11 protein-coding genes and 1 pseudogene are annotated in these 14,792 nt (G+C 71.9%); 7 read left to right on the forward strand and 5 right to left on the reverse strand.

The features are described from left to right. Positions 1-174: 174 nt before the first annotated feature. Complete coding sequence (locus tag ABGA99_RS16810) at positions 175-1,344, reverse strand: Gfo/Idh/MocA family oxidoreductase (protein WP_347578726.1); 1,170 nt, start codon at positions 1,342-1,344, stop codon at positions 175-177. Positions 1,345-1,717: 373 nt separating this feature from the next. Here ABGA99_RS16810 and ABGA99_RS16815 point away from each other — a divergent pair, with 373 nt between their 5' ends. Continuing rightward, positions 1,718-2,491, forward strand: a complete 774-nt coding sequence (locus ABGA99_RS16815; protein ID WP_347578725.1) for an FCD domain-containing protein — start codon at positions 1,718-1,720, stop codon at positions 2,489-2,491. A 64-nt stretch (positions 2,492-2,555) separates the two neighbouring features. Here ABGA99_RS16815 and ABGA99_RS16820 read toward each other — a convergent pair whose 3' ends face one another. The 3 genes from ABGA99_RS16820 to ABGA99_RS16830 are packed head-to-tail and all read right to left on the reverse strand — an operon-like array spanning position 2,556 to position 5,685. After that, positions 2,556-3,383 (reverse strand): carbohydrate ABC transporter permease, encoded by an 828-nt coding sequence (locus ABGA99_RS16820; RefSeq protein WP_347582918.1) that lies wholly within the window; start codon positions 3,381-3,383, stop codon positions 2,556-2,558. Positions 3,384-3,385: 2 nt separating this feature from the next. Continuing rightward, on the reverse strand, positions 3,386-4,384 hold the full coding sequence (locus tag ABGA99_RS16825; protein WP_347578791.1) for a sugar ABC transporter permease: 999 nt from the start codon (positions 4,382-4,384) through the stop codon (positions 3,386-3,388). Further along, positions 4,384-5,685, reverse strand: a complete 1,302-nt coding sequence (locus ABGA99_RS16830; protein ID WP_347578723.1) for an extracellular solute-binding protein — start codon at positions 5,683-5,685, stop codon at positions 4,384-4,386. Before ABGA99_RS16830 ends, ABGA99_RS16825 begins: the two co-directional genes overlap by 1 nt. A 396-nt stretch (positions 5,686-6,081) precedes the next feature. Between ABGA99_RS16830 and ABGA99_RS16835 the strand changes: the two genes are divergently transcribed. From ABGA99_RS16835 to ABGA99_RS16850, 4 genes and pseudogenes are all read left to right on the forward strand, one after another. Beyond that, entirely contained in the window at positions 6,082-7,152 is a 1,071-nt protein-coding gene (locus ABGA99_RS16835; RefSeq protein ID WP_347582919.1) for an enolase C-terminal domain-like protein, read from the forward strand. 433 nt (positions 7,153-7,585) lie between these two features. Further along, on the forward strand, positions 7,586-9,346 hold the full coding sequence (locus ABGA99_RS16840) for a glycoside hydrolase domain-containing protein (RefSeq protein ID WP_347582920.1): 1,761 nt from the start codon (positions 7,586-7,588) through the stop codon (positions 9,344-9,346). 26 nt (positions 9,347-9,372) lie between these two features. Continuing rightward, positions 9,373-10,365, forward strand: coding sequence for a penicillin-insensitive murein endopeptidase (locus tag ABGA99_RS16845; RefSeq protein WP_347582921.1), 993 nt, complete (start codon positions 9,373-9,375; stop codon positions 10,363-10,365). Positions 10,366-10,445: 80 nt separating this feature from the next. After that, a pseudogene (locus tag ABGA99_RS16850) lies at positions 10,446-10,987 on the forward strand (NUDIX domain-containing protein); the annotation flags it as partial. Between the two features lie 30 nt (positions 10,988-11,017). Here the strand turns inward: ABGA99_RS16850 and ABGA99_RS16855 are convergent. Continuing rightward, on the reverse strand, positions 11,018-11,923 hold the full coding sequence (locus ABGA99_RS16855; RefSeq protein WP_347582945.1) for a GNAT family N-acetyltransferase: 906 nt from the start codon (positions 11,921-11,923) through the stop codon (positions 11,018-11,020). A gap of 76 nt (positions 11,924-11,999) precedes the next feature. On the opposite strand from ABGA99_RS16855, the gene ABGA99_RS16860 reads away from it, so the two are divergent. Together ABGA99_RS16860 and ABGA99_RS16865 are read left to right on the forward strand one after the other, a co-directional pair. Then, the gene (locus tag ABGA99_RS16860; protein ID WP_101425325.1) at positions 12,000-12,377 is read left to right on the forward strand and encodes a GntR family transcriptional regulator; all 378 of its coding nucleotides are present in this window, start codon (positions 12,000-12,002) and stop codon (positions 12,375-12,377) included. A gap of 427 nt (positions 12,378-12,804) precedes the next feature. Continuing rightward, on the forward strand, positions 12,805-14,670 hold the full coding sequence (locus ABGA99_RS16865; protein WP_347582922.1) for a helix-turn-helix transcriptional regulator: 1,866 nt from the start codon (positions 12,805-12,807) through the stop codon (positions 14,668-14,670). The last annotated feature ends 122 nt before the right edge of the window (positions 14,671-14,792 follow it).

The following is a 14,792-nucleotide window of genomic DNA, read 5'->3' on the forward strand; positions in this document are numbered from 1 at the left end:
GATCCTTATGTGGAGAGCAAAAGGGGCAGAGAGGTGAGATTCGGAAATCTCGCAGCTCTCGGCCCATCATGTCGAGCCCTTTCCGGCTAACCGTGCTGCATAAGTGCGATCTAGCGTGCAGTGGCTTCAGGGGCCAGTCAATACTTAGTTAGGATCTATTTGCGGTAGGCGGGCTCACCGCTGCCCCCGGGCGAAGTAGGCCGCCACGTCCTGCGCCACGGGGGCGACGTCGACGGGCCTGCCGCCGTCCCGTAGCGATACGGTGGCCGCGTAGCCGGCGGCGACCGCTTCGCGGGCCGCCACCGGTGAGGTGACCGTGGCCCCGCCCTCCCGGACGAACTGAAGGAACTCCGCGACCAGCAGCGGGTCGGCGCCGCCGTGGGAGCCGGCCGCGGCCTCGACGGGAACCGACACGTCGGCCTCGGCCCGGTAGTCCGAGCGGCGGTTCCACAACCGGATCTCGGCCCCGTCGGAGTCGCCGAAGTTCTCCATGCGCCCCTCGGTGCCGATGACCGTGTAGTTGCGCCAGTAGTCCGGCGTGTAGTGGCACTGTTGGTAGCTTGCGAAGACGCCGTTGTCCAACCGCATGAGCATCATGCTGAGGTCCTCCACGTCCACCACCGGGTTGAGGCCGGTCAGGCTGAGAGGCGGCCAGTTCTCCTCCGACAGCCAGTCGGTCATCCGCTGGCCGTCGCGCTCCCTGCGCGAGTCGAGGCCGCCGTAGACCGTCAGCCCGCCCATGGCGTTCACCCGCCGCGTGTAGGCGCCGGCGAGCCAGTGGATGACGTCGATGTCGTGGGCACCCTTCTGTAGCAGCAGCCCCGTGGTGTTGCGTCGGTCCGCGTGCCAGTCCTTGAAGTAGAAGTCCCCGCCATGGCCGACGAAGTGGCGGCACCAGACGGCCTTCACGTCGCCGATCGTCCCGTTCCCGACCATCTCCCGCATCGCCACCACGGCCGGCAGGTGCCGCATGTTGTGACCGACGTACAGCTTGGTCCGGTGCTTGCGGGCGGCGGCGAGCAGCCGGTCGCACCCCTCTATGGTGATCGCCATGGGTTTGTCCAGGAACACCGGGACGCCACGGGAGAGGAAGTCCAGGCCGATCCGTTCGTGGGTGTGGTCCGGGGTCAGCACGAGCACGCCGTCGAGGTCCGCGTCCAGCAGTTCGCCGTGGTCCCGGGTGGTCCGCACCCCGGTGCCGAAGCGCTCCCCGGCGAGCGCGAGGATCCGCGGGTCGCGGTCGCATGCGGCGGCCACCACGGAGCCCGAGCCCGGCCGGTGGACGAGGCCGGCCAGACTGCTGCGGATGCCCAGGCCGATGACGCCGATCCTGATGTCGTTCAACGCGGTTTCCCTTCGTGGTCTCGTGAGTGCGATCGCCGGCCGTGTCACGGCGGCGGGAAGATAGACCGGATACATGCCAGGGCCGGTCAGGGGACGCGGTGCGGTCCCTCCGGGCGAACATTCGCGGTGCGGTGGGTGCCCCGGGGATTACCCGTACAGCGGCGCGTACTGACCTGAGGCGAAGGACCGAGCGGGGGCAAGGCGGAGCGCCGCGGCTACGATGAGGGAGGGGTCGGCGCTGCCGACTCCTGGAGTCACTAATTTACATGTGATTCACTGACCATGGGCAGCACGATACATCAGAACTATGTCCTGGTGTCGAGGTGAACGACTGCTCCGGGCGGCTGCACACGAGGGAAGCGAGGAAAGGCCGTTGACCCAGTCAGAGAGGGGCTCCGCGCCGGCGTCCGCGGGCACCGCCGGCGGTTACCGTCCCGGGTACGAGCTGGCGGCCGAACGCATCCTGGAGTACGTCATCCGGGCCGGGCTGCAGCCCGGTGACCGGCTGCCCACGGAGAAGGACCTGGCCGAGCACGTGGAGATGAGCCGGACCGTGGTGCGGGAGGCGGTGAAGATCCTCTCCGCCCTGGGCAGGCTGTCCGTCCAGAAGGGCCGCGGCATCTACGTAGCCGAGCCGGAACAGTCCTCCTGGCAGCAGTCGTTGACGAACTTCCTGCCCGCGGACCTGCGGCAGGTGGACGAACTCTTCGAGTTCCGCGGCCACCTGGAGACCACCACTGCCGGCCTCGCCGCACAGCGAGCCACTCCCGCGCAGGTCAAGGTCGTACGGGAGACGGCACGGGAGTCCGCCGACGCGGCGGCGGGGGACGACATCGAGGCGTTCACCCTCGCCGACGAAGCCTTTCACGGCGGCATCGCGGCTGCTGCGGCCAACATGTTCTACGTCTCCACCATCGAGGCGATGCGCCGCCTGCAGCGCCAGGTCATGACCATAGGGCTGGCCGGGGTCGCGGGCGGGTCCCTGCGCGTGGCAGCCGACCAGCACGAGGCCATCGCCGAGGCCATCGCCGCGGGCGATTCGAGCCGCGCCGAGACGCTGATGGCCGAGCACGTCGACATGACGGCCCAGCAGTTCCAGAAGGAGATCTGGCGCCGTATCGCCCCCGGCGAGGACACCCCGTCGTGACCGCTGCCCGGTGCCCGCGGACCGAGAACCGGTCCAGCGGGCACCGGGCAGCGTCGTGGCTGCCTCACCCCTTCGTCGCTCCGCCGGTCAGGCCCTTGACGAAATGCCTCTGGAAGGACAGGTAGAAGATGAGGATCGGCAGCGTGGACAGCAGCATGAGGGCGAAGACCGAGCCGTAGTCCGCCTGGTGTTCGCCGATCGCCCGGTAGATACCGACGGTCACGGTGGTGCCCGTGGCCGGTCCCAGGATGATCAGCGGGTTGAGGAAGTCGTTCCAGATCCACACGCCCAGGAAGATCAGCACACTCGCCGACGCCGGCCTCATCAGCGGGAAGACCACCTGCCAGAAGACGCGGAACGGGCCCGCCCCGTCGAGCTCCGCGGCCTCTTCGAGTTCGCGCGGGATCGTCTTCACGAACCCGGCGAAGACGAGGACGCCGAAGGGCACGTAGTAGCCGACGTACGCCAGGACCAGACCGGGCACGCTGCTCATGAGGCCCAGCGCCCGGAGCACGTCGGTGATCGGGGTGAGTATCACCGCCGGCGGCACCATCAGGCCGCACAGCAGCGTGACCATCGCGACCTTGCCCAGCACGCCGGTCGAGCGGGCGAGGTAGTGGCCGAGCATGGCGGATATCGCGGTGATGAGCAGGATGGAGATCGCCGTGACCTCGATGCTGTTGACCAGGCCGTACCAGAAGAGATGGTCCGAACGGGTCAGCACGCTCTCGATGTTGTCCAGGGTCGGCGGCAGCGGCAGGCCCATCGGGTTCGACACGATGGCTGAGCCGTCCTTGAAGACGTTGACCATCACGAGGTAGATCGGCAGGAAGAAGAGGGAGCCTGTCAGGAGCGCGAGGAACGGCCGCAGCCGGGTCCGTGTTCTTCTCATGATCAGGAGGACACCTCGCGTTGTTGCAGAAGCCTGAGCGCGACCACCGAGATCGCCGCGACCAGGGCCAGCATCACGGCCGCCATCGCCGAGGCGTAGCCGATGTGATTGCCGGCGAAGGCCGTCTGGATCACATGGAAGGCGAGAGTGGACGTCGTGCCGGGCCCCGGGCCGCCGTTGGTCAGGACCTGGACCTGGTCGTACGCCTTGAAGCCGCCGATCAGCGACATCACCGTGTTGATCGTGACGGCCGGCGCGAGCATCGGCCAGGTGACGTGGCGAAAGCGCATCAGCGGCCCGCAGCCGTCGATGGCGGCCGCCTCGTGCAGTTCCTGCGGGATGCCCTGGAGGCCCGCGAGGTAGATCACCACGCAGAATCCCAGCCCCTGCCAGGCGATGACCCACGAGACCGTGTACAGCGCGAGGCCGGGATCGGAGAGCCACCCCGGTGGATCGTCGACCCCCACCTGCCGCAGCATGGAGTTGAGCAGACCGTCGTCGACGAGGATGGCCTGCCAGATGACGCTGACGACGACCGCGCTGAGAACGACCGGGACGAAGAACACGCTGCGCAGCGCGTTGTACAGCCAGCCGCGCCGGTCCAGGAGCATGGCGATGGCCAGGCCGCCCGCGTTGGTGACGGCGGTCACGATGGCCGTGATGACGACGGTGTTCTTCAGCGCCGTGCGGAACTCCTCGTCGGAGGACAAGTCGGAGAAGTTGTCCAGCCCCACGAACTGGGTGGGCGGGTTGAACGGGTTCTTGTCGGTCAGGCCGTATCCGACGGCGATGCCGATGGGTACGAGGACGAGGGCCACGTAGACCAGCAGCCCGGGGGCCGCGAACACGGCGAAGCGGCTCAGACCGGCCCGTGAGCGTGCCCGCCGGGGCGGGGCGGTCGGCCGCTTCACCCGTACTGCCCGCTGCACGCCGGCAGCCGTACCCCCTCCCCGGGGCGCGGCAGCCGGCGGGCGGATGCGACGTCGAGTCCTGATCTCCACTATCGCGTGGCCTTGTCCCACTGCGAGTCCATGTACTCCCCGAACTCCTCGGCCGTCATGCTGCCGCTGAGCAGTTTCTGGACTCCGGCCGCGGCCTTGTCGGCCAGACCCGGGGGCAGGGAGCCGTCGCCGGTCTCCTGGGAGAAGGAGTTGACGACCCCGTCGGCGTCGAGCGCCTTCTCGTAGCTGTCGACCGTCGCCTGGTAGACGGGGCCCATGCCGGCCGGGGGCGAGTAGCCCTTGATGTCGATGATGAGACCGTCGGCCCTTACGGCGGCGTCGAGGTTCTTCTCGTCCTCCATGAAGGCGCGCGCCCACTCCTTGGCCAGCTCCACGTCCGCCGCCTGGGAACTGACGGACATGCCACCGCCGGTGACGCCCGGCAGGGCGGGCGAGCCGTCGTCCGTGGGCCAGGCGAACACCCCGGTCTCGAAGCTCGTCTTCTTCGTATCCGCGGACGCCGAGAACCAGGTGCCCATCGGATACATGGCGCCCTTGCCGTCGCGGAACGCCTGCTCGGTGTCGGCGTACGTGCGCGACAGCCCGGCCCGGTCGATGTAGCCCTTGCCGGCCAGGTCGGCGACCTTCCGGGCGGCGGAGACGAAGGCGGGATCGGTGAACTCGACCTTTCCCTCGTTGCGCTGGGAGAGCCAGTCCGGCGTCTTCTTGTAGATATCGGTGGCCACGGTGCAGATCAGCGGGAACATGTCGGCCCAGGTGTCCTTGCCGCCGCCGCCGACCACGAAGGGGTTGATGCCCTCCGCCTTGAGCTTGGCGCCGACGTCGAGCAGGTCGCTGTACGTGCGGGGCGGCGCATCGATACCCGCCTTCGCGAAGGCGTCCTTGTTGTAATAGACGAGCGTGGCCTGGGTGGAGTACGGAAGTTGGTAGACCTTGCCGTCATAGGTGTTGGCGTCCGGCTGCGCGTAGTTCTTCAGCTCGCCGTCGGACCACTCGGCCAGCTTGCCCGCCTCCGCGAAGCCGGCCGGGTTCAGGCCGATCATCACGTCCGGGAACTGGCCGGTGCTGTCGAGCTGCTTCGCGTAGCCGGTGCGGTCGGCGCTGGGGGACACGAGCTTCCTGACCGCCACACCCGGCACCTTGGCCGAGGCACGCTCGATCGCCGCGTCCCAGTACTTCGCATCGAGGTTCGGGGTTTCGAAGGTGAGGAAGGTCAGGGTGACCTTGCCGTCTTCGGACGTGCCGTCGCCGCTGCCGCCTGCCGTACAACCGGCCAGTACGAGGACGCCTGCGAGGGCGCCGGCTCTCAGGAACGTCGGATTGCGTGTGGTGAGTCTCATTGCTCTGCCCGTCGGTGTCGGTGGCGGTGATGGGTGAGTGCGCTGCCGGCGTGCTCAGGTTCGCCCGCGGGACAACGCTGCATGACTCGTACTCTTGTGGGCGCTACGGCCGCCAAGGGTGGCCGCTCGTGGTGCACATCCGGCCAGCCGAGTGCTGTGAGTATGGGTCCCTGCTCGTGATCACGTCAAGAGATAAAGCAGAACCATCTCTGCAGCATGAATGGATAGATGTGATACATATGGTCGACCGTGCAGGACTGAGGCGTGGAGGGCGGACGCCGTCCGCAGTCGACACCGTCTGCTGTGCCCCCACCGAAGGTGCCGTGCCGGTATCGAGCGGCTGCTGGCGGATGCGGCAGCCGGTCCATGTCTGCCTACGCGAGGGGCGAGCGAGCGATGCGTATCACCGACGTGACCGTGGAACTGGTCGACCTGCCTGCCCAGCCGGACTTCAGATGGCGCACGGGCCTGCCCGGGGCGGAAGGCCCCGCCGTGGGCGGGATTCTGCGCATCCGTACGGACGACGGGATCAGCGGCGAGGCCCACACCCGGCGCGGAGCCATCCTCGCCGACCTGGTCGAACGCCGTATCCGGGAGGACCTGGTGGGCCGCGATCCCTCCCATCGCGAGTTCCTGTGGCACCGGCTGTGGGAGTTGGACCGCATCGAGGAGTTTCCGATCTACGCGCTCGGGCTCGTCGACGTGGCGCTGTGGGACCTCGCGGGCAAGGCCGCCGGACTGCCCGTCCACACACTGCTCGGCACGTACCGCGAAGCCATTCCCGCCTACGCGAGTACGGTGACCTTCTCCAGCGTCGCGGAGTACCTCGACGTCGCGGACCAGTGCGTGGAGGCCGGCTTCGCCGCGATCAAGCTGCACGCCTGGGGTGACGTACGGGCCGACGCCAGGCTGTGCCAAGAGCTGCGGGACCACGTCGGCGACGAGGTCCCGCTGATGTACGACGGCTCCGCGGCCTTCGACCTCGCCGACGCCGTCTATCTCGGCGAGGCCCTGTCGGAGGCCGGTTACACCTGGTACGAGGAGCCCATGCGGGAGTTCAGCGTCACCGCGTACCGCCGGCTCGCCGAACGCGTCGCCGTCCCCCTGCTCGTCGCCGAGACCTCGGACGGCGCCCACATGAACGCCGCGGACTTCATCACCTCCGGTGCTGCAGGCAGGGTCCGCACCAGCGCGCAGTACAAGGCGGGCATCACCGGCGCCATGCGCGTGGCCCACCTCGCCGACAGCTTCCTGCTCAGAGCCGAGGTCCACGGTGCCGGGATCGTCAACGCCCACCTGTGCATGGCCATCTCCAACGCGACGTACTACGAGTCCTTCGTCTATGCCAATCCCGTCGTACGGGAACCGTCGGTTGGACCCGACGGGCTCCTTCGGGCACCGACCGCGCCCGGCATCGGGTACGACCAGGAGGGCTGGTCGGGCGGTGTCGCACGCCCCCGGGCCTGAACCGGGGGCGGCGCGCCGGGTGGACGGCCCGTATCCGCGAGGGCGAGAGCGCACACCCGGCCTCGCCGCGGGCGGTGACCAGGCCGGCGGCGGCCGGCGCGGGCAACGGCCGGGACGGCCGCCGCCCGCTCGCCGCCGGTCCGGCGTCAGCGCGTGACGCGGATGCGGTAGCGCTCGGTGGCGACGGGCAGGCCGCCCGCCTGGTGAGTCGTGAGCTCTCAACCGCGTTGCCCACGAGGCCGCCGCGGGCCGTCTCCTTCTACTGGACCGTGCATGTCAAAGTCACCCGTGTCGTGGCAGGCCGCAGCCCCGCAACCGTCGCGCAACCGCCGCGCTCCGGCCATCGCGTAGACACGTGGCGCAGTGCCGTCCCGCGACCGGAGCCCGCACGGAGTCCTCCGGAGCCCCCACCGCAGTAGGAGAGCGATTCGCGATGTCCCGCAGCCGTACGGGGTCCTGGCGCCCCCTGCTCGCCGGACTGGCGGCCCTCGTCACCCTCGGCGGGCTCACCGCCGCGGGTCCGGCCGCCGCAGGGCCCCCGCCCGACACCGGCAGAACCGTCGACTACCGCGGTTACCAGGTCACCGTCCCGGCCGGCTGGCGGGCCGTCGACCTCGCCGCGGACCCGGGCGCGTGCATACGCTTCGACCGACCCGCCGTCTACCTCGGCGAGCCCGGCGACCAGAGCGCCTGCCCGCCCGGCCTCAAGGGCCGTACCGCCGGGCTCGTCGTGGAGCCGATCGACGCCGGGGCCGCGCGGCGGACCACCGCGGCCACCGCCGTCGCCCCGCGCGGCAGCGCGACGGCGCCCGCGGCGACATCCCGCGACGGCGCGGTCCAGGTGGCCGTCGAGGACGCGGGCGTCCTGGTCACGGCCGCGCACGGCCCCGCGATGGAGGACCTGGTACGCGACGTCCTCGCCGGCGCCGAGCTGACGGCTGCCGCCGAGCGCACCGAACTGCCCGCCGCCGGGGCCGCGTCCGAGGGCGTCGCGGCGCCGGCGGCCGCCGCGGGCCCGCAGCCCGGTGACTTCCGCGGCCAGGGCTTCGACGCCTGCGCCGCCCCGTCGCAGACCGCGATGGACGCCTGGCTCGCCGGCTCCCCGTACCGCGCCGTGGGCGTCTACATCTCCGGCGCCACCCGCGCCTGCGCGCAGCCCCACCTCACCGCGACCTGGGTGACGAACCAGACGAACAAGGGCTGGCACCTCATCCCCATCGACGTCGGCCGCCAGGCGCCCTGCAGCAACTTCTCCGACAAGATGTCCTCCGACCCCGTCGCCGCCCGCGCCCAGGGCGTCAGCGCCGCCAACGCCTCGGTGACCGCGGCCCAGAACCTCGGCATCCCGGCCGGCAGCGCCCTCTACTCAGACATCGAGGGCTACAACTCCACCGCCTCCTGCAAGGCGGCGGTCATGAGCTACGTCTCCGGCTGGACCGAGGGCCTGCACGCCAAGGGCTATCTCTCCGGCCTGTACTCCAGCGCCTCCTCCGGCGTCCGCGATGCGGCCAGCGTCCACGACGACACCCGCTACCTGCGCGTGGACCACCTGTGGTTCGCGTGGTGGAACGGCGTCGCCGACACCGACGCCGGCTCGTACGTCCCGGACTCCTACTGGTCCGGCCACCAGCGCATCCACCAGTACGCCGGCGAGGCCTACGAGACGTACGGCGGCCAGCGCCTGCACATCGACCGCAACTACCTCGACGTCGGCAAGGGCACCCCGCCGCCCGTCACCTGCACCACGGCCGACCTGAGCTTCCACGCCTACGGAACCATCCGCTCCGGATCGACGGGCGCCCTGGTCCAGGCCGCCCAGTGCCTCCTGGAGGCCGCAGGACACGACCCCGGCGGCACCGCCCCGACCGGCACCTTCGACGCCGGCACCGTCACCGCCACGAAGGCGTTCCAGACCGCCAGGGGCCTGACCGCGGACGGTGTCATCGGCCCTCGCACCTGGACCGCGCTGCTGGCCCGCGGCACCACGCCCACCCTGCAGAACGGCTCCACCGGCGACGCCGTCTCCCGGCTCCAGCGCGCCCTGACCGCCGCGCTCGGCCGCACCGTCGGCATCGACGGCATCTTCGGCTCCGGTACGCAGACGGCCGTACGTGACTACCAGACCGGCCGCGGGCTCGGCGTGGACGGCATCGTCGGCCCGGCGACCTGGGGCGCGTTGCAGGCAGGAAAGTGACCGGCGATTCCGCGGAGGAGAAGTCGATGAAGAAGATGAAGAGACGGAAGAACAGGCCGATGTTCCGGCTGGCCGTGCTGGTCGCCACCGTGGCCGCCCTGCTCCTGGGCCTCGGCTCACCGGCGCACGCCTACCCCCAGGCCGCCTTCCCGACGCAGAGCAGCGGCAACCGGGGCACCGACGTCCTCGCGCTGCAGCACCTGCTGACCGGGCAGGGCGTCCCGGTCACGGCCGACGGGGTCTTCGGCCCCGCCACGACCACCGCCGTGCGCGAGTTCCAGAGCGGCAAGGGCCTCGGCGTGGACGGCATCGTCGGCCCGCAGACCTGGGGCGCGCTGACCCCGACGATCCGGCAGGGCGACACCGGCGGGGCCGTCAGGGCCCTGCAGTCCGCGCTCAACGCCAAGCGCGGCGCGGGGCTCACGGTCAGCGGCACCTTCGACGCGGCCACGACGGCGGCCGTACGGACCTTCCAGGGCCACGCGGGAATCGGAGTGGACGGCATCGTCGGCCCCGTCACCTGGAAGAACCTGCTCTGGCACTACGAGAACACCAGTTTCGGCAGCACGATGTGCGGCCAGAGCCCGGACGGCAACGCGAACGCCCACTGGGGCACCTCCGCCGCCGTCGCCCAACTGGAGGCCGCCGCGGCCTCCTTCGCCGGCACCGGCAACGGTAAGCTGCCCGTCGGCGACAGCGGGTTCGAGCACGGCGGCGACATCCCGGGCCACGCCAGCCACGAGGTCGGGCTCGACTTCGACGTCTGGCCGATCCGCACGGACTCGGCGCAGTGCACCGCAGGCCGGATCACGTGGCAGTCGGCCACGTACGACCGCACGGCGACCCGTGAACTGGTCAAGGCCATCCGCGCCTCGGCCCCCGGGCACATCAAGCTGATCTTCTTCAACGATCCGCAGCTGATCTCCGAGGGCCTGGTCACGCAGTACGCCAACCACGACAACCACCTGCACGTGCGCTACTGCGAGAAGGTCCACGGGAACGCGCTCTACGACTGCTGAGCGCCAAGACGGCTGTCAGTGGCGGCTGCGAGGATCGGCGCATGAGCGCAGAAGTGACCGACGGCGCACCGCGGGACCGCGTCGCCCGGCTCGAACGGCCCGACCGCCACCGGGAGATCGTGGACGTGCACCTGCTGCTCCTCCGGCGCGCCCCCGCGCCGGAGGTGCTGCTCGCCCGCCGGGCCGGCACGGGCTACGCGGACGGCCTGCTGAACATGCCCAGCGGCCACCTGGAGGACGGCGAGGACGTACGGTCCGGGGTGCTGCGCGAGGCCGCCGAGGAGATCGGGCTCGTGCTCACCCCGGAGCAGGTCGCGGTGGCGCTCGTCATGCAGCACAAACCCCCGGCGGGCCGGTCGCGGATGGGGTGGTTCTTCGCCGCGGAACTGCCGCCCGGCGCCCGGCCGGTGAACGCGGAGCCGGACAAGTGCGCGGAGATCGGCTGGTATCCGCTGGACGCGCTTCCGGACGACCTGGTGGCGTCCTGCCGGGCGGGTCTTGAGGCGTACCGGGCGGGGGAGCGGTTCGTCGTGCACTGGCACGAGGCGGACGACCCCTCGTGTACGACCCGGGGATACCGGACCGGGCGGTGGTGCTGCCGCAGACGGCGGGCCCGCCGTGACGCCGGGCGGGCGGGGCGAGCCGGGGGAGGTCAGAGGTCCTTGATGCAGCGCAGCTCGACGAGGAACGGCTCGTAGCCGAACCAGCGGTTGATGGCGAGCATCGGCTCGTTGTCGCCGTCGTTGCCCGTGAACGCGTCGGTGTACCCGGCCGCCTGCGCCCGCCGCAGCGACTCGTGCTTGGCGAGCTTCGCCAGCCCCCGGCCGCGAAAGGCCCGGCGGCTGCCGGTCATCCCGGACAGATAGCGCGCGCGCCCGTCGGTCTCCGCCAGACTGAACGCCGCCACCTCGCCGTCCACCAGGGCGGCGATCGTCAGGTCGTGGTCGAGCAGCGGCTCGCGCCAGGTGTGGTCGAGCCAGTGCGCGTACGACATGGCGTCGGCCGGGGTGTCGCTCGGCTCGTCCAGCGCCGCCTCCGCGTCCGCCTCGTACAGCGGCCGGGGATCGTCGAAGTCCGCGAAGGCGCGCAGTTCCACGCCCGCTGCGGGCTCGCGCCGCGGCGGGAGCGCGGCGCGCAGGTCGAGGTGGAGGATCCGGCCGGTGCGTCCCCGGCGGTAGCCGCGCCGCTCGGCGAAGCGGATGTCGCGCTCCGGGTCGTACACCCAGGTGTAGACGGTGGTCGCGCCCTGCGCGGCGAGATGAGCCTCGGCCGCCGCGACGAGCGCGGTGCCGACGCCGCGGCCGGTGTGCGCGGGGTGCACGTGCGGCTGGGCGATGCCCTGTCCCGGCGTGCTGCTGTCGTACAGGACATATGCCTCGCACTCGCCGACGACCTGCCCGCCGACCTCGGCGACCAGCGGCCGCAGCCGCTTCTCCGGCGGCGCCGACGCCACGCTCCAGCGGACCGACTCGGGGGTGGTGACGAGGAACGGCACCGCCGCTCGCTGCACCTCGGCGACGGCGACGGCGTCCTCGGGGCGGAAGTCGCGTACGAGCACACTCATGGCGCCGCACCGTACGGCGACGGGGGTGCCGATGTCGTGCGAATTTCGCCCCGCGGCCCACAATGTGTCCGTGACCATCCAGATTTTCGTCGACCAGCAGGCGCCCGAGGCACCGTACGAGCAGGTGCGCGCCCAGATCTCCGCCCAGGCGCGCGGTGGCGTGCTCCCGGCCGGTACCAAGCTGCCCACCGTCCGCGGCCTCGCCGAGCAGTTGGGCCTCGCCCCGAACACCGTCGCCAAGGCGTACCGCGCGCTGGAGAGCGACGGGGTGATCGAGACCCGCGGCCGGCACGGCAGCTACGTGGCCGCCGCCGGCGACGCCGCACAGCGCGAGGCGGCCGCGGCGGCACAGGTGTACGCGCAGCGGGCGCAGCGCCTCGGACTCGACCACGGAACCGCGCTGACCGCGGTGGAAGAGGCGCTGCGCGCCGCCTACGCCGGCGCGTAGGACCCCACCGGGTGGGAGACCCGGTCCGGGTCCTCGGGGGTACGCGCCGAACCTGGGGCCTCGTCACCCGGGCCGGGCCGTTGTGCTCGCGGAAGCGGCAGCGGGCGGACGGTCGGCGCGCAGCGGCCCGGTCGACGAGGCCCACCAAGGACCGAGCCGACGACGTGCGCAGACCGCACCCGGAGCCGTCCGCGAACCGACCCGGCCCGGGAGGCCGTCGCGCGGCGCCGAGCGGATACCCCCGTACTCCGCCCGGCGCCGCGCCGCTTCGGTGCGGGGGCTTGGCTTGGTGCTGGTGGACAAGCCTGCGGACCGAGGGGGACCGGCCGCAAGCGATCAGCGTCGAAACGGGAAGCTGGAACGGGAATCCGACCACCGACCAGCGCGGATACGACTAGGGTGGAACGCGTCGGAACGGGGGCGGGACGTGAAGGACGCGGCGACGGAGAAGTTCGCGGCGCTGCTGCGCGAGTTGAAGCAGCGCTCGGGGCGGAGCTACGGCTCGCTGGCCGCCCGCCTCCACGTGAGCACGTCGACCCTCCACCGCTACTGCAACGGCGACGCGGTCCCGTCGAGCTACGCCCCGGCAGAACGCTTCGCGCGCCTGTGCGGCGCGACCCCGGACGAGCTGGTGGAACTCCACCGCCGCTGGCACCGTGCCCACGGCACCCGCCGCGGGTCGACTCCGTCGTGGGCCGCGGGGGAGGGCACGGGCGGCAGGCCGTCCGGGGCGAGGCCGGGCGACCGGGGCAGCGGTGCGGCGGCACGCGGCGGCGCGGCAGCGGACGGAGCAGCCGGGCGCGGTCGGGGTCCGGGGGCCGCGCGAGGCGGTGTGCCTGCGGCGGATGACGTACCTGGCGGGGCAACCGGCCATGGGAGGGAGGCGACCGGTACGGCGGCGGATGACGCGCCCGGCGGTGCCTCCGGCGACGTGAACGACGCGACCGCCACGGCGCCTTCGGCGCCGGGCGGCACGCAGGGGCGTAGCTCCGCGACGGCTGCGACCGACGATGCCACCTCCGCCGCGACGGCGGCGACGTCAACCCCCCAGCCCTCCGAGCCCGGCTCCCCCGGCGGGTCCGGTGTGGCGGCCGGAAGGGCCGCCGACGTGAACGAGGTGCCCGCCGCCGCCCGTTCGGGGCAAGACGGGCTGCAGGGGCTTGGCCCCGCCACGGTTGCGGCCGACGACGTGACCCGCGAGGCGACCGCTGCCGCGCCTGCGGCGCGCGGCGGGTCGCCGGCGGCCGACGGACGCCCGGCCCGCGGGCGGCGGTGGGTGCAGGGGGTGCTCGGCGGGCGCCGGGGGCGGTGGCGGCGGGTGGGGGTGCCCGGGGTGGGGGTCGCGGCTGCCGCGCTGGTGGCGTTCGTGGCTACCTCCAACGGGTCCACAGGCGAGGGCCGTGCCGACGGTGGCCCCGGGCCCGCGAGCGGCGTCGTGGCCGACGGGAGCCGGGGTGGCGGCGGTGCGCAGGGCGGCGAGACCGTGGAGAAGGAGCGGTCCGCCGAGCCCTCCGAGCGGCGTAAGCCCGCACCCACCGGCGGCGACGGCGGCGGTGGCGCGGACGGGGACGCAACGCCCGGCGCCACGCCGCGCAAGGACGGGGCCGCTGCCGGGGGGCGGGACACGCCCGCCGTGCAGACCCCGCTCGCCTGGTCCGTCCGCTCCCACGTCTGGTCGAACGGCTGCGACCACCGGTACGTCATCGACAAGTCGCCCGACGACGTGCCGCCCCCGCCCATGGCGCAGGACGCCGAGGCGTGGGCCTCCAGCCAGGGCGCCGTCCACGGCGGGACGACGAACATCGAGGCCGCCCTCGAACCCCGCGGGGACGAGCCGGTGACCGTCACCGCCGTCCACGTGCGCAAGACCGCCACCGGCACCCCGCTGCCGTGGGCCGCGTTCGCGATGTCCAGCGGCTGCGGCGGCGAGGTCACCCAGGCGGCGTACACCGTCGACCTCGACAAGCCCCGCCCCGTTCTCAAGCCCAAGCAGGGCGGCGACTCCACGCAGAAGTGGGACCCCCCGGCGCTGCCGTTCCGCGTCACCGACGACGATCCGCTGTCGCTCCTCATCCACGCCGGCACCGAGGACTACGACGTCCGCTGGTACCTGGAGGTCGAGTGGAGCAGCGGCGACGACTCCGGCGTCGTGCGCCTCGACGACCAGGGCGCCCCGTTCCGTACCAGCGCGATCACGGGCCGCCCGCTGTTCACCTACGACACCCTCAACGGCTCCTGGTACACGGAGCCGGTCGACGCCCCCGCGGACGAGTCCGCGTCCGCGGCGCCGTAGCCACCCACCGGGACCGGCCCGGGCCCGGAGGAAGCGGAGGAACCGGAAGGAGATCCACCGCCGAGGGGCGGAAACCAGCCAGATGAAACGGTTCTCCAGGTCAAGACCGCGTTCTGGGCCGG

It is taken from the genome of Streptomyces sp. B5E4, assembly GCF_039871555.1.
GTDB lineage: Bacteria > Actinomycetota > Actinomycetes > Streptomycetales > Streptomycetaceae > Streptomyces.